Source organism: Streptococcus sp. GMD6S (assembly GCF_000297015.1).
In genome coordinates this window covers 1-23,371 of the sequence record NZ_AJRH01000018.1, presented here as the reverse complement: position 1 = coordinate 23,371, position 23,371 = coordinate 1, and the positions used below count along the sequence as shown (strand labels likewise).

Below are 23,371 nucleotides of genomic sequence, written 5' to 3'. Positions count from 1 at the left end.
ACCCCTCTATTTTGGCAAAAAATGAGAGAAAATGCAAGGGAGAAGGGTAAAAGAACAGGCAAAAAGAACTCCGACAAGATAGGGGAGTTCTTTGATATAGTTTTTCTTGGTTTAAGAAAAGTCAGCCTTGCTTTTGACGTCGCTGTATTCTTCAGCGATTTCTTGACTGAGAATATCCTCATAGGCAGGGAGTTGGATATCCTGACCGTATTTCTTCTTGAGGGCAGTAGTAACAAGGCGATAAGCTAGATTGGCATTGCGAGAGAGGATAGGTCCGTGGAAGTAGGAACCAAAGACATTCTTATAATGAACCCCTTCGCCGACCTTTTCCTCGTTGTTTCCATTTCCATAGACCACCTGTCCCAGCGGTTTTTGGTCATCTGAGAGGAAGGTACGTCCCTGATGATTTTCAAAGCCATAGTAGGTTTCATCAAAATCTTCATTGTGAATCTTGATATCACCGATAAAGCGGTTATTGGTCTGGTTGAGGGTATAGTGGCCCATGACCCCTAGCCCTTCGATGCGTTTGCCTGAAGCTTCAACATAATACTGCCCCAATAGTTGGAAACCACCGCAGATAGCGAGAACTACACCGTCATTTTGGATGTAGTTGTCAATGCTCTCTTTCTTAGCAGGTAGATCGCCTGCGATGATGCTTTGTTCAAAGTCTTGACCGCCACCGAAAAAGGCAATATCATAGTGATTTTCATCAAATTTATCATGAAGAGAAACGATGTCAACCGTCACATGTGCCCCCAGTTTTTCAGCCACATACTTGAGCATAAGGATGTTTCCATTGTCCCCGTAGGTATTCATGAGGTTTCCATAGAGGTGGGCAATGTTGAGCTGATAAGGGTAGTTGCCAGCTTTTGAGGAAAGTGAAGTATAAACCATCAGTTCATCTCCTTTCTAACAATCTGACGACTAGCCAGCAGTTCACGGAATTCCAGCATAGCAGTATAGGTAGCCAGGATATAGGCATGTTTACAATCTTGGTTCTCAATGGTTTTGAGAACTTGTTCCAGATTGCTTGTCTCAGTGATTTTCTCAGCTGGATAACCCGTCACTCGTAGACGACGAGCGATTTCAGAATGACGAACACCGCCAGCGTTGATTTCAGGAATGTCCATGTCAGTGATTTGTTCAAAGTCTGCATCCCAGATCCAGCTAGTATCAATCCCATCAGCATAGTTGGCGTTGAGAAGGACAGATAGGCTAAATGGATAAGGCGCTAGTTTGATCATCTCGATAGCTTGGGTCGCACCGACTGGATTTTTAATCAAGACAAGAGTACATTCTTTATCACCGATATGGAAGGTCTCCTGACGTCCAAAGACAGCACGGCTCTTGTCAAATCCTTGCTTGATGAGTTGTGAATCTGCATCGAGGAAACGGGCAATAGCGACCGCAGCAAGGGCATTGTAGATATTGTAGAGCCCACCGATTTGGATGCCGTATTCTTGGCCGTCAATGACAAAGCGAGAACGATTGTTGGTCAATTCAACCAGTTCTGTTAAGCGATAGTCGAGATTAGGACGTTTGCAACCACAATTTTCACAGATATAGGACCCCAAGTTGGCATAGGTATTGTGCTCATATTTGAGGATGCCTTGACAGTTAGGACAGAGGATTCCTTCGGTATTGTAGTGAGCTAGTTTGGCTGGTCCTTTTTCCAAGTCAAAACCAAAATACTGAACAGGATTTGGAATAGCTGGCTTGTAGAAAAGTGGACTATCACCATTGAGGAGAACAGTAGCCGTAGGCACCTTACGGATAGCATCCAAAATCATCTTATAAGTTGTGTAAATCTCACCGTAGCGGTCCATCTGGTCACGGAAAATGTTAGTGATGACAAAAAGGCTAGGATGGATGTAGTCACAGATACGAGATAGGCTGGCCTCGTCAATTTCTAGAATGGCAATGTTTTTTCCAGTTTTAGAGGATTTGGCAGTCAAGAAAGTTGTCGTAATCCCTGTAATCATATTGGCACCGCTTGGATTGGTCAGAACCTGACCATAAACTTCTTTTAAAATGCCGACAGTGAGGGCGGTTGTCAGGGTTTTCCCATTGGTTCCAGTGACCACGACAATCTCGTAGTTCTTAGCTAGATTTTGTAAAATATCTTTATCAAATTGGAGGGCAAGTTTTCCTGGGAGCGTACTTCCGCGGCCAAGACGGCTCAAGATGAAGTGAGAAGAACGCCCAGCTAGGAGACCCAAAGTAGTTTTTAATTTCATGTTTCTATTATATCATAAAAGAGGGAAAAGACAGGTTTGAGATTTCGCAGAAGCAAAAACAGCCCGATGAGGGCTGTTGGTTAACAAATCAGTCTCAACTTAAATCGCAAACAAGTCATTCAAGTTCTCAGCCAAGGTTGGGTGAGTGAAGATTTGTTTTGTGAAGTAAGTGTAAGGAATCTTGTTGTCCATAGCAACAGTGATGATGTTGATGATTTCTTGAGAACCTTCTGAGAAGATGCTTGCTCCAAGAATTTCTTTTGTTTCAGTATTGACAACAGCTTTGAAGGCTCCGCGAAGGTCTCCATTTACGTGACCACGAGGCATGGCAGCAACAGGGATTTCCTTAACGGCGTATGGAAGTTTCAAATTAGCTGCTTGGCTTTCCGTCAAGCCAACTTGAGAAAGAGCTGGTGTGATGAACATGGTGTTTGGTACATTGAGCCGGTCTTCGAGTGTGTAGCTGCCATCTCCAGCAAGGTAGCTGTAAACAACACGGAAGTCATCAAGTGAAATGTAGGTGAATTGAGGTCCACCGTTGACGTCTCCAACTGCAAAGACACCAGGAACGTTTGTTTGGCAGTGTTTGTCGACCTTGATAGCACCACGCTCCGTTAGTTCAATATCTGTATTTTCAAGTTGAAGTGGTTCTACATTTGGTTTGCGTCCAGTTGCGTAGAGAAGGGCATCGAAACGGTAGGTTTCGTTTTCAGTTACGACGAGCACTTGATCACCGTCGTTTTTGATTTCAGTAGTACGGATGTTTTGAAGCAATTCAATGCCGTCTTCTTCCATGTATTGTTTAGCAAGTGCTGCGATGGAAGGTTCTGCACGAGGAAGGAATGTGTCCAAGGCATCTAGAACTGTGACCTTGCTACCAAGTTTGTTGTAGAGTCCTGCAAATTCAAGACCGATGTTTCCACCTCCAAGTACTCCAAGTTTTTCAGGCAATTTGTCCAAGTTTTGGATACCTGTTGAGTCAAAGACATTCTTACTTGTAGCAAGTCCAGGAATAGGTAAGACGTTTGAAACAGCGCCAGTGTTGATGACAATTGTTTCAGCAGTCAGTTCTTGTTTTTCATCACCTGCTTGGATTTCGATGACTTTATTTGAAAGGAAGTGTGCTTCCGCATCAAAGATATCTACGCCTGTACCAGCAACAGTTGCATAGTTTTTACCATTGAGGCGACCAGTGATAGTATTTTTGGTAGCAATGACTTTTTCAAAAGACAAATCTTTCTCAGCAGCAACTAACAAGGTTTTAGTTGGGATACATCCGATATTGATACAAGTTCCGCCATACATAGCTTTACTACGTTCAACGAGGGCAACTTTTTTGCCAGCTGAAGCCAATTTACCAGCTAGTGTTTTACCAGCCTTACCAAATCCAATAACAATTAAATCGTATGTTAACATTTTTTAATCCTCCTGTTTGATTTCATTCTAGCACAAGAAAAAAACTTTTGCACAATTCCGCTACGGAGAAACGAATCATATAAGGCTGTATTTATATTTGTGGAAAATCGTTTACATGATTTTCCTTAAGGATTCTACTATCTTTTGCCCCGCTCTTGTGTTATACTAGATAGGTTGCAAAGAAACTAGTACTTTTCTTTCGTGGAAAAGAAGCAACACGGTATCTCATTTTTGTTGAAGATACGTCATGAAAAGAAAAGTATATACTAAGCGCTATAGGATGGCTTCGCACCATCTTTAGAAAGAAGAAAAACGTGAAATTTAATGAATTTAACTTGTCTGCTGAATTGCTAGCAGAGATTGAAAAAGCTGGATTTGTAGAAGCCAGTCCCATCCAAGAACAGACCATTCCCTTGGCTCTCGAAGGAAAAGACGTTATCGGTCAAGCTCAGACTGGTACAGGAAAAACTGCAGCCTTTGGCTTGCCAACTCTTGAAAAAATCCGTACAGAAGAAGCGACCATCCAAGCCTTGGTCATCGCTCCAACTCGTGAACTCGCTGTTCAAAGTCAAGAAGAACTTTTCCGCTTTGGCCGTAGCAAGGGAGTGAAAGTTCGCTCAGTTTACGGTGGTTCAAGCATCGAGAAACAAATCAAGGCCCTTAAATCTGGTGCCCATATCGTAGTAGGAACACCGGGCCGTCTTTTGGACTTGATCAAACGCAAGGCCTTGAAATTAAAAGACATTGAAACCCTCATCCTTGATGAAGCGGATGAAATGCTCAATATGGGCTTCCTTGAAGACATCGAAGCTATTATCTCGCGTGTCCCTGAAAGTCGTCAAACCTTGCTCTTTTCAGCAACCATGCCAGATGCAATCAAACGTATTGGTGTTCAGTTTATGAAAGATCCTGAGCATGTGAAGATTGCTGCCAAGGAATTGACAACAGAGCTAGTGGATCAGTACTATATCCGTGTCAAGGAACAAGAGAAATTTGATACCATGACACGTCTCATGGATGTGGAACAACCAGAACTTGCTATCGTATTTGGTCGTACCAAACGCCGTGTAGATGAATTGACTCGTGGTCTTAAAATCCGTGGCTTCCGTACAGAAGGGATTCATGGTGACTTAGACCAAAACAAACGTCTTCGTGTCCTTCGTGATTTTAAAAATGGAAATCTTGATGTTCTAGTTGCGACAGACGTGGCAGCACGTGGTTTGGATATCTCAGGTGTGACCCACGTCTACAACTACGATATTCCACAAGATCCTGAAAGTTATGTTCACCGTATCGGTCGTACAGGGCGTGCTGGTAAGTCAGGTCAATCTATTACCTTTGTTTCTCCAAATGAAATGGGCTACCTTCAAATTATTGAAAACTTGACTAAGAAACGCATGAAAGGCTTGAAACCAGCGACAGCAGAAGAAGCCTTCCAAGCTAAGAAACAAGTAGCGCTCAAGAAAATCGAACGAGACTTCGCAGACGAAGCTATTCGTGGGAACTTTGAGAAATTTGCTAAAGATGCTCGTAAGTTAGCTGCAGAATTTAGTCCAGAAGAATTGGCTATGTATATCTTGAGTCTGACAGTCCAAGATCCAGACAGCCTTCCTGAAGTGGAGATTGCGCGTGAAAAACCACTGCCATTTAAACCATCAGGTAATGGCTTTGGTGGTAAAGGCAAGGGAGATCGAGGAGGCCGTCGTGGAGACGACCGTCGAGGTCGTGATCGCCGCGGCAATGGTCGCCGTGATGACTTCAAGAAAGGCAGTCGTGGGAACGATCGTTTTGATAAAGACAGACGTTATCGTAACAAAGACAATAAAAAACCTCGCAACACTTCAAGCGAAAAGAAGACCGGCTTTGTTATTCGTAACAAAGGAGACAAATAGAAAAAAGCGATTCACAGTGTGAATCGCTTTTATATATAAGGAGACCGATAGTAAAAGAAGATGGTGATAGTAAAGGATAGGTGAAACGGAAAGGGATTTATCATGTCATCTTCTTATAATGTTATAATATCAAAAATAAAATAGGATGTCAATAAAAAAATCGCTTTTTTTCTAAAATATTTTTGCTGTTCAAAATTGCAATTAAATAAGCAATTTTCAGATAATTATTGAAATAAAGACTTTTCTATGTTATAATGGAAGCGATTATATGCGAGGTAAAAAATGGCACATTTATTAGAAAAAACAAGAAAAATCACGTCTATTCTAAAGCGCTCTGAGGAGCAACTCCAAGATGAACTTCCTTACAATGCGATCACACGCCAGTTAGCTGATATTATTGACTGTAACGCTTGTATTGTAAATAACAAGGGACGTCTCTTGGGTTACTTTATGCGTTATAAGACCAATAATGATCGTGTAGAACAATTCTTCCAAACCAAAACCTTCCCTGACGTCTATGTACAAGGGGCAAACATGATCTATGATACGGAAGCCAACCTTCCTGTTGAACATGATTTGACCATTTTCCCTGTAGAGAGCCGTGCGGATTTTCCAGATGGTTTGACGACCATTGCTCCGATTCATGTGTCAGGGATTCGCCTAGGTTCGTTGATCATTTGGCGCAATGATAAGAAATTTGAAGATGAAGATTTGATTCTTGTTGAGATTGCGAGCACGGTGGTAGGGATTCAACTCTTGAACTTCCAACGTGAAGAGGATGAGAAAAATATTCGTCGTCGTACTGCTGTTACCATGGCGGTCAATACGCTTTCCTATTCAGAACTTCGTGCCGTATCAGCTATTTTAGCTGAGTTGGATGGAAATGAAGGGCAGTTGACTGCATCTGTTATTGCAGACCGTATTGGAATTACACGCTCGGTGATTGTCAATGCGCTTCGTAAACTGGAGTCAGCAGGAATTATTGAGAGCCGTTCACTCGGAATGAAGGGGACTTATCTCAAAGTTCTAATTGGTGATATTTTTGAGGAAGTGAAAAAGAGGGACTACTAATGGCAAAGGCTTTAATCTCAATTGACTATACAGAGGATTTCGTAGCAGACCATGGAAAGCTGACTGCAGGGGCACCTGCTCAAGCAATATCAGAGGCAATTAATCGAGTAACCAGATTGGCTTTTGATCGTGGAGACTATGTCTTTTTCACAATTGATGCTCATGAAGAGAAGGATACATTCCACCCAGAAAGCAAGCTCTTTCCACCACACAACATCATCGGAACTAGTGGTCGTAACCTTTATGGCCCCCTAGCTGATTTTTATGCTGAGCATGAGGCGGATAGTTGTGTCTTTTGGATGGACAAACGTCACTATTCAGCATTTTCAGGAACGGACCTAGATATCCGTTTGCGGGAACGTCGGGTTGATACGGTCATCCTAACTGGAGTCCTGACTGATATTTGTGTTCTTCATACGGCTATTGATGCCTATAATTTAGGTTATCAAATCGAGATTGTCAGGCCTGCAGTTGCCTCTATTTGGCCAGAAAATCATCAGTTTGCTCTTGGTCATTTTAAGAACACTCTGGGAGCCAAGTTGCTGGATGAAAATCTGGCTGAAATCCAAGAATAATTCCCTTGGAAAAATGAAAAAAATCTGAAAAAAGTGTTGACAAAGATTTTGAAAGTTGATATACTAGTAAAGTAATCAACGCGGGGATGGCGGAATTGGCAGACGCGCAGGACTAAGGATCCTGTGACCGCTTTAGGTCGTGAGGGTTCAAGTCCCTCTCTCCGCATAGGATAAGAGTTAGCTTTGGCTAGCTCTTTTTGTTTTTACAAAGAAGACTAGAGGCTACGTTTCGTATCTCGAAAAATATTGGCATCAAGAACAGTCATTGTATCAGAACATTTAAACTGAGTTTTCCATTTCATTCTATCAAGAATTTTCTCAGATACAAGTCAGAAAATGAAGAACTTAGGAAATGGAAAATGCTAAGCTGAAAGACGGTTCCAGCATTTATAAAATGGAGTATATTTTTGATTGGTAAAACGCATTCTATATGAGAAAAGTTAGCGTTCGCTAGCTTTTTTGTTTTTTTCAAAAAAATTTTTCGATTTCATAAACATTTCATATTTGGATTTTATAATAGTCTTACAAATATGGAGGTGACAAATGAATCCAATCCAAAGAGCTTGGGCTTATGTCAGCAGAAAACGACTGAGAAGTTTTATTTTATTTCTGATTTTATTTGTCCTTTTGGCAGGAATTTCAGCCTGTTTGACTCTGATGAAGTCCAACAAAACAGTAGAAAGCAATCTTTACAAATCACTCAATACTTCTTTTTCTATGAAAAAGATAGAAAATGGACAGACCTTTAAGTTGTCAGACCTAGCATCCGTGAGCAAGATTAAGGGACTGGAAAATGTCTCGCCTGAACTCGAGACGGTCGCAAAACTGAAAGACAAGGAAGCGGTGAGTGGCGAGCAGAGCGTAGAACGTGATGATTTGTCAGCGGCGGACAAGAACTTGGTTAGCTTAACGGCTCTTGAGGATTCTTCCAAGGATGCCACCTTTACCAGTTCGGCTTTCAATCTAAAAGAAGGGCGACACCTTCAAAAAGGAGATTCCAAGAAAATTCTTATCCACGAAGAGTTGGCTAAGAAGAACGATCTTTCGCTTCATGACAAGATTCGCTTGGATGCTGGTCAGTCCGAAGCTGGAAAAGGGCAAACAGTAGAGTTTGAGATTGTCGGCATCTTTTCTGGTAAGAAACAAGAAAAATTCACAGGCTTGTCTTCCGACTTCAGTGAAAACCAGGTCTTTACAGACTATGAAAGCAGCCAAACGCTTCTGGGAAATAGTGAACCGCAAGTCAGTGCAGCTCGCTTCTATGTAGAAAATCCTAAGGAAATGGACGGACTCATGAAGCAGGTAGAAAACTTGGCTTTAGAAAGTCAAGGCTACCAAGTTGAGAAGGAGAACAAGGCCTTTGAACAAATCAAAGACTCAGTGGCAACCTTCCAAACCTTCCTCACCATCTTCCTTTATGGGATGTTGATAGCTGGAGCTGGAGCCTTAATTTTGGTCTTGTCTCTCTGGTTGAGAGAAAGGGTCTACGAAGTGGGGATTCTACTCGCACTTGGAAAAAGCAAGAGATCAATCTTCCTACAATTCTGTTTAGAGGTAGTTTTGGTATCAATCGGAGCTTTGCTTCCAGCATTTGTTGCAGGAAACGCCATCACATCCTATCTGCTTCAAACTGTACTAGCCAGTGGAGATCAGGCAAGCTTACAAGACACGCTGGCCAAAGCAAGTGGTCTATCAACCAGTCTCCTATCCTTTGCAGAATCCTATGTCTTTCTGCTCCTGATTGGTTGTTTATCAGTAGCCCTTTGTTTCGTATTTCTATTTAGAAAATCGCTGAAAGAAATTTTATCATCTATTAGTTAAGAAGGAGAAATCATGACTTTATTACAATTGCAAGATGTTACCTACCGTTATAAGAACACTGCTGAGGCAGTTTTATATCAGATCAAGTATAATTTTAAACCCGGAAAATTTTATAGTATCATTGGTGAGTCAGGAGCAGGAAAATCCACTCTCTTGTCCCTACTGGCTGGTCTAGATAGTCCTGTTGAAGGTTCTATCCTTTTCCAAGGAGAGGACATTCGGAACAAGGGGTATTCATACCATCGCATGCACCATATTTCCCTGGTCTTTCAAAATTATAACTTGATAGATTATCTTTCTCCGCTGGAAAATATCCGCTTGGTCAACAAAAAAGCAAGCAAGGATACGCTTCTTGAGCTTGGTTTGGATGAAAGTCAGATCAAGCGGAATGTTCTCCAGTTATCAGGTGGTCAACAACAACGTGTGGCTATCGCTCGCAGTTTGGTATCAGAAGCTCCGGTTATTCTAGCTGATGAGCCAACAGGAAATCTGGACCCTAAAACTGCCGGAGATATTATCGAACTGCTCAAATCACTTGCTGAGAAAACAGGTAAATGTGTGATCGTCGTCACCCACAGTAAAGAAGTGGCACAAGCGTCAGATATTACACTTGAATTGAAGGATAAGAAACTGACCGAAACTCGCAACACTACAAAATAAGATGAGCTTGTTTTGATAGAATTATAAAATCAAATCTAGAAAGGGAACCTATGTTACACAACGCATTTGCCTATGTTACAAGGAAGTTTTTCAAATCGATTGTTATCTTCCTGATTATTCTCCTCATGGCGAGCTTGAGTTTGGTCGGCTTGTCGATCAAGGGAGCTACTGCCAAGGCTTCTCAGGAGACATTTAAAAATATCACCAATAGCTTCTCCATGCAAATCAATCGTCGCGTCAACCAAGGAACGCCACGTGGTTCAGGGAATATCAAGGGTGAGGATATCAAAAAAATCACCGAAAACAAGGCCATCGAGTCTTATGTTAAACGCATCAACGCTATCGGAGATTTGACTGGATACGACCTGATTGAAACTCCAGAAACCAAGAAAAATCTCACTGCTGACCGAGCAAAACGGTTTGGAAGTAGTTTGATGATTACAGGTGTCAATGATTCCTCTAAAGAAGATAAGTTTGTCTCTGGTTCATATAAGCTGGTCGAAGGTGAGCACCTAACCAACGACGACAAGGACAAGATCCTCATGCACAAGGACTTGGCAGCTAAACACGGCTGGAAAGTTGGAGATAAGGTCAAACTAGACTCCAATGTCTATGATGCAGACAATGAAAAAGGAGCCAAGGAAACAGTCGAAGTGACAATCAAGGGACTCTTTGATGGTCATAATAAGTCAGCAGTAACCTACTCACAAGAACTCTATGAAAACACAGCTATCACAGACATTCACACTGCTGCAAAACTTTATGGATACACAGAAGACACAGCTATTTATGGGGACGCAACCTTCTTTGTAACAGCAGACAAGAACTTGGATGATGTCATGAAAGAGTTGAAGGGTATCAATGGTATCAACTGGAAGAGCTACACACTTGTGAAGAGCTCCTCTAACTACCCAGCTCTAGAGCAATCCATCTCTGGTATGTACAAGATGGCCAACCTCCTCTTCTGGGGTAGCTTGAGCTTCTCAGTTCTTCTCCTTGCACTCTTGCTCAGTCTTTGGATCAACGCCCGTCGCAAGGAAGTGGGAATCCTCCTCTCTATCGGTCTCAAGCAGGCAAGTATCTTGGGGCAATTCATTACCGAATCTATCCTGATTGCCATTCCTGCTCTTATTTCTGCTTACTTCCTAGCCAACTACACAGCCCGTGCCATCGGAAATACTGTTCTTGCCAATGTCACTTCAGGTGTTGCCAAGCAAGCCAGCAAGGCTGCTCAAGCCTCTAATCTTGGTGGTGGTGCAGAAGTAGACGGCTTTAGCAAGACCCTGTCGAGCCTAGACATTTCCATTCAGACATCAGACTTTATCATCGTCTTTGTCCTAGCCTTGGTTCTAGTGGTTCTCGTTATGGCTCTTGCCTCAAGCAATCTCCTCAGAAAACAACCAAAAGAGCTCTTGCTCGATAGCGAATAAAAAACTTGCTACCTATTCTCCTCTAAATGGGGTATAATATAGGTAGCATTTTTATCTATTTCATTTTGATAAGGACTCTTCCTATCAGGATGAAACCGAGAAGATTTACAAGAAATTTAAAGGAATGTGAAACGTTTTTCTATGAAAATTTTAATTGTAGAAGATGAAGAGATGATCCGTGAGGGGATCAGTGACTATTTGACCGATTGTGGTTATGAAACCATTGAAGCAGCAGATGGACAAGAAGCTCTGGAAAAATTTTCCAGCTATGAAGTTGCTCTAGTACTGCTGGATATCCAGATGCCCAAGCTCAATGGCCTCGAAGTTCTAGCTGAGATTCGTAAGACCAGTCAGGTTCCTGTCTTGATGCTGACCGCTTTTCAGGATGAAGAATACAAGATGAGTGCTTTTGCTTCTCTGGCAGACGGTTATCTGGAAAAGCCCTTTTCTCTCTCCCTTTTAAAAGTAAGGGTGGACGCGATTTTCAAGCGCTACTACGATACAGGACGAATCTTCTCTTATAAGGATACCAAGGTGGACTTTGAGAGTTACAGTGCAAGCCTCGCGGGAGAAGAAGTGGCTATCAATGCCAAAGAGTTGGAAATTCTGGACTATCTGGTGAAAAATGAAGGCCGGGCCTTGACTCGTTCTCAGATAATTGATGCGGTCTGGAAGGTGACAGATGAGGTTCCCTTTGACCGTGTCATTGATGTCTATATCAAGGAATTACGGAAAAAGCTAGACTTGGATTGTATCCTCACTGTGCGCAATGTTGGTTATAAATTGGAGCGAAAATGAAACGAACAGGTTTATTTACAAAGATTTTTATCTATACCTTCTCGATTTTTAGTGTTCTGGTTATTTGTCTTCATTTAGCCATTTATTTTCTCTTTCCATCGACTTATCTAAGTCATCGTCAGGAAACCATTGGTCAGAAAGCGACAGCCATTGCTCGGTCCCTTGACGGAAAAGACAGGCAAAGTATCGAACAAGTGTTAGACTTGTATTCCCAGACCAGTGATATCAAAGGGTCCGTTAAGGGTGAGATGACTGAGGACAAGTTAGAGGTTAAGGATAATTTTCCACTAGATACAGCTCGCCAGACAACCTCCCTCTTTATTGAGGAGCGTGAGGTGAAAACGCAAGACGGTAGCACTATGACTCTTCAGTTTCTAGCTTCCATGGATTTGCAAAAGGAAGCAGAGCAGATCAGTCTCCAATTTCTCCCCTATACCTTGTTGGCATCTTTTTTAATTTCCCTTTTGGTAGCTTATATCTATGCTCGGACTATTGTTGCTCCGATCTTGGAAATCAAGTGGGTGACCCGTCGGATGATGGACCTGGATGCTGAAGTACGGTTGCGTGTGGATTCTAAGGATGAGATTGGTGATCTCAAGGAACAAATCAATAGCCTTTACCAGCATCTTTTGACTGTTATTGCGGACTTGCATGAGAAGAATGAAGCTATTCTCCAGCTGGAGAAGATGAAGGTTGAGTTCCTACGAGGGGCTTCTCATGAACTGAAAACACCTCTGGCCAGTTTGAAAATCCTGATTGAGAATATGAAAGAAAATATCGGTCGCTATAGAGATAGAGACCACTATCTGGGAGTTGCCTTGGGGATCGTGGACGACCTCAGTCATCACGTTCTCCAGATATTGTCTCTTTCTTCTGTTCAGGAATTGCGAGACGAGAAAGAAGAGGTTGACCTCCTTCAGATGACGCAAAGTCTGGTCAAGGATTATGCTTTGCTCGCCAAGGAAAGAGAACTTCAGATAGATAATAGCTTGACCCATCAGCAGGCATACATAAACCCATCTGTCATGAAACTAATCCTATCGAATCTCATCAGTAATGCTATCAAGCACTCCACTCCAGGTGGCTTGGTCCGCATTGGAGAAAGAGAAGGAGAACTCTTTATCGAGAATAGCTGTAGTCCTGAAGAACAGGAACAATTGGCCCAGTCTTTTTCTGACAATGCTAGTCGCAAGGCCAAGGGTTCGGGGATGGGGATCTTTGTGGTCAAAAGTTTATTAGAACACGAGAAATTACCTTATCATTTTGAGATGCAGGGTGATCGATTGACCTTCTTCATACGTTATCCCAAAGTCACTCAAGACTAAGGAGAAGAAAGGGGTTACATTGATTGAGTTGGAAGAAATTCAATCTAAAGTATGGGAAAAACTAGCTTTTTTTATCAAAAAGTGATAAAATGAACAATGTAAATGGGATGTCCCAAAAAATATATAGGAGGCCTGACAAATGGCAATCGTTTCAGCAGAAAAATTTGTCCAAGCAGCTCGTGACAACGGTTATGCAGTTGGTGGATTTAACACAAACAACCTTGAGTGGACTCAAGCTATCTTGCGTGCAGCAGAAGCTAAAAAAGCTCCAGTTTTGATCCAAACTTCAATGGGTGCTGCTAAATACATGGGTGGTTACAAAGTTGCTCGCAACTTGATCGCTAACCTTGTTGAGTCAATGGGTATCACTGTACCAGTAGCTATCCACCTTGACCACGGTCACTACGAAGATGCACTTGAGTGTATCGAAGTTGGTTACACTTCAATCATGTTTGACGGTTCACACCTTCCAGTTGAAGAAAACCTTAAATTGGCTAAAGACGTTGTTGAAAAAGCACACGCTAAAGGTATCTCAGTAGAAGCTGAAGTTGGTACTATCGGTGGTGAAGAAGACGGTATCATCGGTAAAGGTGAATTGGCTCCAATCGAAGACGCTAAAGCAATGGTTGCAACTGGTATTGACTTCTTGGCAGCTGGTATCGGTAACATCCACGGTCCTTACCCAGCAAACTGGGAAGGTCTTGACCTTGACCACTTGAAGAAATTGACAGAAGCTCTTCCAGGCTTCCCAATCGTATTGCACGGTGGTTCAGGTATCCCTGATGACCAAATCCAAGCAGCTATCAAACTTGGTGTTGCGAAAGTTAACGTTAACACTGAATGTCAAATCGCATTCGCTAACGCAACTCGTAAATTTGCTCGTGACTACGAAGCAAACGAAGCAGAATACGACAAGAAAAAACTCTTCGACCCACGTAAATTCTTGGCTGACGGTGTAAAAGCTATCCAAGCATCAGTTGAAGAACGTATCGACGTATTCGGTTCAGAAGGTAAAGCATAATCTAGCTGAACAATACAATACAGAAACCTGCCCATTGGGTGGGTTTTTTTGTGTCTGACTATATAGCCAATATACTGTAGAAGAACCAATCTTAAGTTGCTAAAAGGACCTATTTTTTGTACAATAATGCTATGAAAATACTGAAAAAATGGTTTCTTGGCTTTCTTAGTTTCATTCTTTTATTTTTACTCGCTACATTTATCTTTCATCGTATTAGTTTAGATAAGGAACAAGCCTCACTAACACCTATGGGACAACAAGTTCTCGTCAATGGACATCAAATAAATATTTACGTTGAAGGGGATGGACCTGAGACTATAGTAGTTCTCTCAGGTGCTGGTATTGCTTCTCCCATATTGGACTTTAAAAATGTATCGGAATCCTTATCGAAACGATATAAGGTAGTCATCGTGGAGCGGGCGGGATATGGTTATAGTGATGATAGCAATCATTCAAGAGATGTGATGGAGGTTTTGTCTGAGACTCACCAAGCTCTTTCGCAAGCAAATATCACAGGGCCGTTTGTCATTCTGTCTCATTCCATGGCTAGTCTAGAGAGTTTGGCTTGGCAGGAGAAGTATCCTGATGAAGTGAAAGCCTTGATTGGTCTGGATTGGGCACTGCCGTCAAGTTATGAGAATTTAAAGGATAATCAGGCCTTGCTCACTGTGGCATATTGGAGCAGTAAGATTGGGTTATTACGTTATTTCCCTGAGTCTTTTTATATAAAAAATCAAACTCTGACCGAAAATGAACGAAAACAATATAAACTTCTAGCTTATAAGCAGTTGATGTCACAAGCCATGCTTCATGAATCTCAAACGGTAAAGGAAAATGCCAAGAAAGTTCCCTCTAGCATCAATCCGAAAATTCCCACCTTACTATTGGTGTCTAACGGTCAAGGCACTAGTTTTAGCCAATCTGAGTGGCAACGTTATGCAGAGAGATTTGCAAGTGAACAGTCTAATGTTCAAGTCGTCTATATGGATGCGCCTCACGACCTCTATCATTATCAAAGCGATGCTATTGTTTCTCGCATTAAAGAATTTTTAGAGAATAATTGAGGGCTTAAAAATCCATTGAGACTGATGATAATAATTGAAAGGTAATGACTTATGAATAATTCTTATATTTTACTTAGACATGCTCATTCAAGATTTTCAAGTGATGATTTCAATAGAACTTTATCAGAAAAAGGATTCTCATCTCTTGACCAGTTAGATTTTTTGAATTCTTTTAATATTGATTATTATTTTTCTAGTCCTTATAAACGAGCATTTGAAACGATTAATAGCTCGCCAATTCAATTTGATAAAATAGTTCTTGATAATCGGTTACGAGAGCGAAAATTATCTTCAACCTTTATAAAAGATTCTGAGTTTGAAGACAGTATTAAATATTTATGGCAAAATCCTAGTGAATCTCTTTTAGAAGGGGAATCAAATCAAGACGCACTAGCTAGAGTACTAAATTTTTTAATGGAATTGGAAGAGAGATACTCAGAAAAAATGATTTTACTTAGTTCACACGGGAATTTGATAGGAATACTACTACATCACTTTGATTCCAGTTTTGATTATGAAAAATGGGAGCATATGACCTTTCCAGATTGTTTTCTAATTGATAGAGATGGGATTGTGAAAAGAATTTTGAAAGATTAGTTCGTTGATTAAATAGTGAATCATATTGATCAAAATAGTTTGCTTTTTACAACTCGTAACCTGCCCATCGGGCAGGTCTTTTTGGTGTTTTAAGGAAACTATTAAACCAGAATTTTGGATTTAAAATAGCATTTTAAGAGTGAAATCTCTAATTTCATAATCTGTAGGCAAACGCTTGCATTCCGTTTTTTATTGGACTATAATAGGTTGGTATAAAGCCTTCTGTAAGAATAACAATTAGAAAGTTTAGAAAGTAAGGACTTAGAATATTTGTAGTCAAAAATACAATGTTGCTATTCCTTGCGATAGGGAGATAGATATGGCAATGATAGAAGTGGAACATCTTCAGAAAAATTTTGTGAAGACTGTTAAGGAACCAGGCTTGAAAGGGGCTTTGCGCTCCTTTATTCATCCTGAAAAGCAGACCTTTGAAGCGGTCAAGGATTTGACTTTTGAGGTACCCAAGGGCCAAATTCTAGGTTTTATCGGCGCAAATGGTGCTGGGAAGTCAACAACCATCAAAATGCTGACAGGGATTTTAAAACCGACATCTGGTTTTTGTCGGATTAACGGCAAGATTCCGCAGGACAATCGTCAGGATTATGTTAAAGATATTGGTGTGGTCTTTGGACAACGTACCCAGCTATGGTGGGATTTGGCTCTGCAAGAGACCTATACGGTCTTAAAAGAGATTTACGATGTGCCGGACTCGCTCTTTCATAAACGCATGGACTTTTTGAATGAAGTCTTGGATTTGAAGGACTTTATCAAAGACCCCGTGCGGACTCTTTCACTGGGGCAACGGATGCGGGCGGATATTGCGGCTTCCTTGCTCCACAATCCTAAAGTTCTCTTTTTAGATGAGCCGACCATTGGTTTGGACGTTTCGGTCAAGGACAACATTCGTCGGGCTATTACCCAGATCAATCAGGAGGAAGAAACAACTATCCTCTTGACCACTCACGACCTGAGCGACATTGAGCAACTCTGTGATCGAATTTTTATGATTGATAAGGGGCAAGAGATTTTTGATGGAACGGTTAGCCAGCTCAAGGAGACCTTTGGCAAGATGAAGACTCTTTCCTTTGAACTGCTACCAGGTCAAAGTCATCTCCTTTCTCACTATGAAGGCCTGCCTGATATGACCATTGATAGACAAGGAAATAGCCTCAATATTGAATTTGATAGTTCCCGCTACCAGTCGGCTGATATTATCAAGCAAACCCTGTCTGATTTTGAAATTCGCGATTTGAAGATGTTGGATACGGATATTGAGGATATTATCCGTCGCTTCTACCGAAAGGAGCTCTAAGATGGTCAAATTGTGGAGACGTTATAAACCCTTTATCAATGCAGGGATTCAGGAGTTGATTACCTATCGAGTCAACTTTCTACTTTATCGGATTGGGGATGTTATGGGAGCTTTTGTTGCTTTCTATCTCTGGAAGGCTGTCTTTGATTCCTCGCAAGAATCTTTGATTCAGGGCTTTAGTATGGCAGACATCACCCTATACATCATCATGAGCTTTGTGACTAATCTTTTGACTAGGTCGGACAGCTCCTTTATGATCGGGGAGGAGGTCAAGGATGGTTCCATTATCATGCGCTTGTTGCGACCAGTGCATTTTGCGGCCTCTTATCTCTTTACGGAGCTTGGTTCCAAGTGGTTGATTTTTATCTCTGTTGGACTGCCATTTTTAAGTGTCATTGTCTTGATGAAAATCTTATCAGGACAAGGAATTGTAGAATTGCTGGGCTTAACCATCCTTTATCTTTTTAGCTTAACTCTAGCCTACCTAATCAACTTTTTCTTTAATATCTGCTTTGGATTTTCAGCCTTTGTCTTTAAAAATCTATGGGGTTCCAATCTACTCAAGACTTCTATAGTGGCCTTTATGTCTGGAAGTCTGATTCCCTTGGCTTTCTTTCCAAAGATTGTTTCTGATATTTTGTCCTTCTTGCCTTTTTCATCTTTGATTTATACTCCAGTTATGATCATTGTTGGGAAATACGATGCCAGTCAGATTCTTCAAGCACTCTTGCTACAGTTCTTCTGGCTCATAGTGATGGTGGGCTTGTCTCAGTTGATATGGAAACGAGTCCAGTCCTTTATCACTATTCAAGGAGGTTAGTATGAAAAAATATCAACGCATGCATTTGATTTTTATCAGACAATACATCAAGCAAATCATGGAATACAAGGTTGATTTTGTGGTGGGCGTGTTAGGAGTTTTTCTAACTCAAGGCCTGAACCTCTTGTTTCTCAATGTACTCTTTCAACATATTCCATCCCTAGAAGGTTGGACCTTTCAAGAAATTGCATTTATTTATGGTTTCTCCTTGATTCCCAAGGGTTTGGACCATCTCTTTTTTGACAATCTCTGGGCACTAGGTCAACGACTAGTCCGAAAAGGGGAGTTTGACAAGTATCTAACGCGTCCCATCAATCCGCTCTTTCATATCCTCGTTGAGACCTTTCAGATTGATGCCTTGGGCGAACTATTGGTCGGTGGAATTTTATTAGCGACAACAGTATCAAGCATCGCTTGGACTCTTCCAAAATTCCTGATTTTTCTAGTCTGCATTCCTTTTGCGACCTTGATCTATACTTCCTTGAAAATCGCGACTGCCAGTATCGCTTTTTGGACCAAGCAGTCAGGAGCCATGATTTACATTTTCTATATGTTTAATGACTTTGCCAAGTACCCGATTTCCATTTACAATTCGCTCCTTCGTTGGTTGATTAGCTTTATCGTGCCTTTCGCCTTTACGGCCTACTATCCTGCCAGCTATTTCTTGCAGGACAAAGACGGGCTCTTTAACATTGGTGGGTTGATTTTGATTTCCCTTGTTTTCTTTGTTATTTCTTTAAAACTCTGGGATAGGGGATTAGATGCTTACGAAAGTGCGGGTTCTTAAGAGATAAGATAGGATGAGAGTTAAAAATTAAATATGTTACAAACAACCGTTGAAAATTATAGCGGTTGTTTTTGCATATTTATTGAGATATAAATTGTATCCATCCCCCCCTTTTTGCAATTTTGGTAGTTATTCCGGTTAATTGATAATATTTTTGATGGTAGGAATGAGTTTATATTGTAGCCAGTTAACTATAATATTTATTGACCAGACTATTTGTTAACATGGATTAAAAAAAAAATTAACCCGGGTTAATTTTTCTTGACTTAAATTTTTTTAATTGATATACTATTTTTCAGAGAGCTAACAATTATATATAAATGTACTACTCTATCCCACTAGATAATACGTCATAAAACTTTTTATAACAAAGGCTAGCAAGGTTAAAGTTTTCTATCTATTGGGTTTAAAATAAAAAATTAAGGAATTAAAATGAAAAAAAGTACGGTATTGTCATTAACTACTGCTGCAGTTATTTTAGCAGCATATGCCCCCAATGAGGTGATTTTAGCAGATGCACCTAGTTCTGAAGATGCTTTAAGAATTTCTGATAAAGAAAAAGTAGTAGCAGATAAAGAAACAAAAAACAATGAACAATCTGAAGATATTCATAATGTTATAGAAACTTCAAAGGATACTGAGGAGAAGAAGACAACAGTTATTGAGGAAAAAGAAGTTGTTAGTAGAAAGTCTGAGATAGACAAAAAAACTAGTAACGAAGGAGCAAGTATCAAAGAAGACTCCAATGAATCCAAAGGAGATGATGCGAACTCATCTGTAAATAAAGATACAGAAAATCCGAAAAAAGAAGATAAAGTTGTCTATATTGCTGAATTTAAAGATAAAGAATCTGGAGAAAAAGTAATTAAGGAACTATCAAATCTGAAGGATACAAAAGTTTTATATACCTATAATACGATTTTTAATGGCGCTGCCATTGAAACAACTCCAGATAATTTGGACAAAATTAAACAAATAGAAGGTGTTTCATCGGTTGAAAGGTCACAAAAACTCCAACCAATGATGAATCATGCCAGAAAGGAAATTGGAGTTGAGGAAGCTATTGATTACCTAAAGTCTATCAATGCTCCATTTGGGAAAAATTTTGATGGTAGAGGTATGGTCATTTCAAATATCGATACTGGAACAGATTATAGGCATAAGGCTATGAGGATCGATGATGATGCCAAAGACTCGATGAAATTTAAAAAAGATGACTTAAAAGGCACTGATAAAAATTATTGGTTGAGTGATAAAATCCCTCATGCGTTCAATTATTATAATGGTGGTAAAATCACTGTAGAAAAATATGATGATGGTAGGGATTATTTTGATCCACATGGGATGCATATTGCAGGGATTCTTGCTGGAAATGATACTGAAAAAGATATCAAGAACTTTAATGGCATAGATGGAATTGCGCCTAATGCACAAATTTTCTCTTATAAAATGTACTCTGACGCAGGATCTGGGTTCGCGGGTGATGAAACAATGTTTCATGCTATTGAAGATTCGATCAAACACAATGTCGATGTTGTTTCGGTATCATCTGGCTTTACGGGAACAGGTCTTGTAGGCGAGAAATATTGGGAGGCTATTAGAGCATTAAGAAAAGCTGGAATCCCAATGGTTGTTGCTACAGGTAATTTTGCGACTTCTGCTTCAAGTTCTTCTTGGGATTTAGTAGCCAATAATAATCTGAAAATGACAGATACTGGAAATGTAACACGAACTGCCGCACATGAAGATGCGATAGCGGTCGCTTCTGCTAAAAATCAAACCATTGAGTTTGATAAGGTTAACATTGGAGGACAAAGTTTTAAATACAGAAATATAGGAGCTTTTTTCGATAAAAATAAAATCCTAACAAATGAGGATGGGTCAAAAACTCCAAATAAATTAAAATTTGTATATATAGGCAAAGGTCAAGACAAAGATTTGATAGGCTTGGATCTTAAGGGCAAAATTGCAGTAATGGATAGAATTTATACCAAGGATTTAAAAGATGCTTTTAAAAGAGCAACGGATAAAGGCGCACGTGCCATTATGGTTGTAAATACTGTAAATTACTACAATAGAGATAATTGGACAGACCTTCCAGCTATGGGATATGAAGCGGATGAAGGGACTACTAGTCAAGTATTTTCAATTTCAGGAGATGATGGTGTAAAATTATGGAACATGATTAACCCTGATAAAAAAACTGAAGTCAAAAGAAATAATAAGGAAGATTTTAAAGATAACTTAGAACAATACTATCCAATTGATATGGAAAGCTATAATTCTAATAAACCGAATGTAGGTGATGAAAAAGAAATTGACTTTAAATTTGCAGCTGACACAGACAAAGAACTTTATAAAGAAGATATTATAGTCCCAGCAGGGTCTACATCTTGGGGGCCAAGAACAGACTTGCTTTTAAAACCGGATGTTTCAGCACCTGGTAAAAATATTAAATCCACTCTAAATGTTATCAATGGTAAATCCACTTATGGTTATATGTCAGGAACTAGTATGGCAACTCCAATCGTAGCAGCTTCTACTGTTTTGATTCGACCAAAATTAAAGGAATTGCTTGAAAGACCTGTCTTGAAAAATCTTAAGGGAGATGACAAAATAGACCTTACAAGTCTTACAAAAATAGCTCTACAAAATACTGCAAGACCTATGATGGATGCAACCTCTTGGAAAGAAAAGAGTCAATACTTTGCATCACCTAGACAGCAGGGAGCGGGGCTAATTAATGTTGCCAACGCTTTGAGAAATGAAGTTGTAGCAACTTTCAAAAATACAGATTCTAAAGGTTTGGTAAATTCATATGGTTCCATTTCTCTTAAAGAAATAAAAGGTGATAAAAAATACTTTACAATTAAGCTTCACAATACCTCAAACAGACCTTTAACCTTTAAAGTTTCTGCATCAACTGTAACTACAGATGCTCTAACTGATAGGCTAAAACTCGATGAAACATATAAAGATGAAAAATCTCCGGACGGGAAGCAAATTGTTCCAGAAATTCACCCAGAAAAAGTCAAAGGAGCAAATATCACATTTGAGCATGATACTTTCACTATAGGTCCAAATTCCAGCTTTGATTTAAATGCGGTTATAAATGTTGGAGAAGCTAAAAACAAAAATAAATTTGTAGAATCATTTATTCATTTTGAGTCAGTGGAAGAAATGGAAGCTCTAAACTCCAACGGTAAGAAAAGAAACTTCCAACCTTCTTTGTCGATGCCTCTAATGGGATTTGCTGGGAATTGGAACCACGAACCAATCCTTGATAAATGGGCCTGGGAAGAAGGATCAAAATCAAAAGCAATGGAAGGTTATGATGATGATGGTAAACCAAAAATTCCAGGTACCTTAAATAAGGGGATTGGTGGAGAACATGGTATAGATAAATTTAATCCAGCAGGAGTTATCCAAAATAGAAAAGATAAAAATACAACATCCCTAGATCAAAATCCAGAATTATTTGCTTTCAATAACGAAGGAATCAACGCACCTTCATCAAGTGGCTCTAATATTGCTAAAATCTATCCTTTAGATTCAAATGGAAATCCTCAAGATGCTCAACTTGAGAGAGGATTAACGCCTTCTCCACTTGTATTAAGAAGTGCAGAAGAAGGGGTGATTTCAATAGTAAATACAAATAAAGAAGGAGAAAATCAAAAAGACTTAAAAGTCATTTCGAGAGAACACTTTATTAAAGGAATTTTAAACTCTAAAAGAAATGATGCAAAGGGCATTAAATCTTCTAAGCTAAAAGTTTGGGGTGACTTGAAATGGGATGGACTCATTTATAACCCTAGAGGTAGAGAAGAAAATGCCCCAGAAAGTAATGACAAAAAAGATCCTGCTACTAAGATACGAGGACAATTTGAACCGATTGCGGAAGGCCAATATTTCTATAAATTTAAATATAGATTAACCAAGGATTACCCATGGCAGGTTTCCTATATTCCTGTAAAAATTGATAACACCCCTCCAAAGATTGTTTCAATTGATTTTTCAAACCCTGGAAAAATTAAGTTAATTACAAAGGATACTTATCACAAGGTCAAAGAGCAATATAAGAATGAAACGCTATTTGCGAGAGATCAAAAAGAACATCCTGAAAAATTTGACGAGATTGCCAACGAAGTTTGGTATGCTGGGGCCGCTCTTGTTAATGAAGATGGAGAGGTTGAGAAAAATCTTGAAGTCACTTATGCAGGTGAGGGTCAAGGACGAAATAGAAAACTTGACAAAGACGGAAATACCATTTATGAAATTAAAGGTGCAGGAGATTTAAGAGGAAAAATCATTGAAGTGATTGCATTAGACGGTTCTAGCAATTTCACAAAGATTCATAGAATTAAATTTGCTGATCATGCTGATAAAAATGGGATGATTTCCTATTATCTAGTAGATCCTGATCAAGATTCATCTAAATACCAAAAGCTTGGCGAGATTTCCGAATCTAAATTTAAAAATTTAGAAAATAGAAAAGAGGATAGTCTTAAAAAAGATACAACTGAAGTAGAACATCATCAAGAAAAT

General features: G+C 39.9%; 18 protein-coding genes and 1 tRNA gene. 16 read left to right on the top strand and 3 right to left on the bottom strand.

Going from position 1 to position 23,371, the window contains the following annotated elements:
* Positions 1 to 111: 111 nt before the first annotated feature.
* From gatD to GMD6S_RS04575, 3 genes are all read right to left on the bottom strand, one after another.
* On the bottom strand, positions 112 to 894 hold the full coding sequence (gene gatD, locus GMD6S_RS04585; RefSeq protein ID WP_000263177.1) for a lipid II isoglutaminyl synthase subunit GatD: 783 nt from the start codon (positions 892 to 894) through the stop codon (positions 112 to 114).
* Entirely contained in the window at positions 894 to 2,237 is a 1,344-nt protein-coding gene (murT, locus tag GMD6S_RS04580; protein ID WP_000770014.1) for a lipid II isoglutaminyl synthase subunit MurT, read from the bottom strand. Before murT ends, gatD begins: the two co-directional genes overlap by 1 nt.
* Positions 2,238 to 2,336: 99 nt before the next feature.
* Complete coding sequence (locus GMD6S_RS04575) at positions 2,337 to 3,653, bottom strand: FAD-containing oxidoreductase (RefSeq protein ID WP_000958959.1); 1,317 nt, start codon at positions 3,651 to 3,653, stop codon at positions 2,337 to 2,339.
* A gap of 314 nt (positions 3,654 to 3,967) precedes the next feature.
* Between GMD6S_RS04575 and GMD6S_RS04570 the strand changes: the two genes are divergently transcribed.
* The 16 genes from GMD6S_RS04570 to GMD6S_RS04495 form a co-directional block, all read left to right on the top strand.
* The gene (locus GMD6S_RS04570) at positions 3,968 to 5,545 is read left to right on the top strand and encodes a DEAD/DEAH box helicase (protein ID WP_000671073.1); all 1,578 of its coding nucleotides are present in this window, start codon (positions 3,968 to 3,970) and stop codon (positions 5,543 to 5,545) included.
* Positions 5,546 to 5,827: 282 nt separating this feature from the next.
* Positions 5,828 to 6,616 (top strand): GTP-sensing pleiotropic transcriptional regulator CodY, encoded by a 789-nt coding sequence (gene codY, locus GMD6S_RS04565; protein ID WP_000940724.1) that lies wholly within the window; start codon positions 5,828 to 5,830, stop codon positions 6,614 to 6,616.
* Entirely contained in the window at positions 6,616 to 7,191 is a 576-nt protein-coding gene (locus tag GMD6S_RS04560; RefSeq protein ID WP_001029643.1) for a cysteine hydrolase family protein, read from the top strand. The genes codY and GMD6S_RS04560 overlap by 1 nt, the downstream gene beginning before the upstream one ends.
* An 80-nt stretch (positions 7,192 to 7,271) precedes the next feature.
* Positions 7,272 to 7,357, top strand: a tRNA-Leu gene (locus tag GMD6S_RS04555).
* 377 nt (positions 7,358 to 7,734) lie between these two features.
* A complete protein-coding gene (locus tag GMD6S_RS04550; RefSeq protein WP_001068260.1) occupies positions 7,735 to 9,012 on the top strand; it encodes an ABC transporter permease in 1,278 nt (425 codons plus the stop codon).
* Positions 9,013 to 9,024: 12 nt separating this feature from the next.
* Complete coding sequence (vex2, locus tag GMD6S_RS04545; protein ID WP_000173742.1) at positions 9,025 to 9,672, top strand: ABC transporter ATP-binding subunit Vex2; 648 nt, start codon at positions 9,025 to 9,027, stop codon at positions 9,670 to 9,672.
* Between the two features lie 50 nt (positions 9,673 to 9,722).
* Positions 9,723 to 11,102 (top strand): ABC transporter permease subunit Vex3, encoded by a 1,380-nt coding sequence (vex3, locus tag GMD6S_RS04540; RefSeq protein ID WP_000903003.1) that lies wholly within the window; start codon positions 9,723 to 9,725, stop codon positions 11,100 to 11,102.
* 141 nt (positions 11,103 to 11,243) lie between these two features.
* Positions 11,244 to 11,900 (top strand): response regulator transcription factor VncR, encoded by a 657-nt coding sequence (gene vncR, locus GMD6S_RS04535; RefSeq protein ID WP_000697938.1) that lies wholly within the window; start codon positions 11,244 to 11,246, stop codon positions 11,898 to 11,900.
* On the top strand, positions 11,897 to 13,225 hold the full coding sequence (gene vncS / locus GMD6S_RS04530) for a sensor histidine kinase VncS (protein ID WP_000831381.1): 1,329 nt from the start codon (positions 11,897 to 11,899) through the stop codon (positions 13,223 to 13,225). The genes vncR and vncS overlap by 4 nt, the downstream gene beginning before the upstream one ends.
* A gap of 139 nt (positions 13,226 to 13,364) precedes the next feature.
* On the top strand, positions 13,365 to 14,246 hold the full coding sequence (locus tag GMD6S_RS04525) for a class II fructose-bisphosphate aldolase (RefSeq protein ID WP_001018995.1): 882 nt from the start codon (positions 13,365 to 13,367) through the stop codon (positions 14,244 to 14,246).
* Between the two features lie 131 nt (positions 14,247 to 14,377).
* Complete coding sequence (locus GMD6S_RS04520; RefSeq protein ID WP_000698054.1) at positions 14,378 to 15,310, top strand: alpha/beta fold hydrolase; 933 nt, start codon at positions 14,378 to 14,380, stop codon at positions 15,308 to 15,310.
* 51 nt (positions 15,311 to 15,361) lie between these two features.
* Positions 15,362 to 15,907: a histidine phosphatase family protein gene (locus GMD6S_RS04515; RefSeq protein WP_001066186.1), complete on the top strand. Its 546-nt coding sequence runs from the start codon at positions 15,362 to 15,364 to the stop codon at positions 15,905 to 15,907.
* Positions 15,908 to 16,226: 319 nt separating this feature from the next.
* On the top strand, positions 16,227 to 17,219 hold the full coding sequence (locus tag GMD6S_RS04510; RefSeq protein ID WP_001240789.1) for an ABC transporter ATP-binding protein: 993 nt from the start codon (positions 16,227 to 16,229) through the stop codon (positions 17,217 to 17,219).
* A gap of 1 nt (position 17,220) precedes the next feature.
* Positions 17,221 to 18,039: an ABC transporter permease gene (locus tag GMD6S_RS04505; protein ID WP_000240154.1), complete on the top strand. Its 819-nt coding sequence runs from the start codon at positions 17,221 to 17,223 to the stop codon at positions 18,037 to 18,039.
* 1 nt (position 18,040) lies between these two features.
* Positions 18,041 to 18,826 carry an ABC transporter permease gene (locus tag GMD6S_RS04500; protein WP_000760747.1) on the top strand — a complete coding sequence of 262 codons (786 nt, stop codon included), beginning with the start codon at positions 18,041 to 18,043 and terminating at the stop codon, positions 18,824 to 18,826.
* Between the two features lie 432 nt (positions 18,827 to 19,258).
* On the top strand, positions 19,259 to 23,371 hold a 4,113-nt coding region (locus GMD6S_RS04495), incomplete at its 3' end, for a S8 family serine peptidase (RefSeq protein WP_000750021.1).

Coding starts and splice junctions, on each gene's coding strand:
- GMD6S_RS04510 (WP_001240789.1), top strand. CDS start 16,227: ATGGCAATGATAGAAGTGGAACATCTTCAGAAAAATTTTGTGAAGACT.
- vncS (WP_000831381.1), top strand. CDS start 11,897: ATGAAACGAACAGGTTTATTTACAAAGATTTTTATCTATACCTTCTCG.
- codY (WP_000940724.1), top strand. CDS start 5,828: ATGGCACATTTATTAGAAAAAACAAGAAAAATCACGTCTATTCTAAAG.
- GMD6S_RS04500 (WP_000760747.1), top strand. CDS start 18,041: ATGAAAAAATATCAACGCATGCATTTGATTTTTATCAGACAATACATC.
- GMD6S_RS04515 (WP_001066186.1), top strand. CDS start 15,362: ATGAATAATTCTTATATTTTACTTAGACATGCTCATTCAAGATTTTCA.
- vncR (WP_000697938.1), top strand. CDS start 11,244: ATGAAAATTTTAATTGTAGAAGATGAAGAGATGATCCGTGAGGGGATC.
- GMD6S_RS04520 (WP_000698054.1), top strand. CDS start 14,378: ATGAAAATACTGAAAAAATGGTTTCTTGGCTTTCTTAGTTTCATTCTT.
- GMD6S_RS04525 (WP_001018995.1), top strand. CDS start 13,365: ATGGCAATCGTTTCAGCAGAAAAATTTGTCCAAGCAGCTCGTGACAAC.
- GMD6S_RS04550 (WP_001068260.1), top strand. CDS start 7,735: ATGAATCCAATCCAAAGAGCTTGGGCTTATGTCAGCAGAAAACGACTG.
- gatD (WP_000263177.1), bottom strand. CDS start 894: ATGGTTTATACTTCACTTTCCTCAAAAGCTGGCAACTACCCTTATCAG.
- GMD6S_RS04505 (WP_000240154.1), top strand. CDS start 17,221: ATGGTCAAATTGTGGAGACGTTATAAACCCTTTATCAATGCAGGGATT.
- murT (WP_000770014.1), bottom strand. CDS start 2,237: ATGAAATTAAAAACTACTTTGGGTCTCCTAGCTGGGCGTTCTTCTCAC.
- GMD6S_RS04575 (WP_000958959.1), bottom strand. CDS start 3,653: ATGTTAACATACGATTTAATTGTTATTGGATTTGGTAAGGCTGGTAAA.
- vex3 (WP_000903003.1), top strand. CDS start 9,723: ATGTTACACAACGCATTTGCCTATGTTACAAGGAAGTTTTTCAAATCG.
- vex2 (WP_000173742.1), top strand. CDS start 9,025: ATGACTTTATTACAATTGCAAGATGTTACCTACCGTTATAAGAACACT.
- GMD6S_RS04560 (WP_001029643.1), top strand. CDS start 6,616: ATGGCAAAGGCTTTAATCTCAATTGACTATACAGAGGATTTCGTAGCA.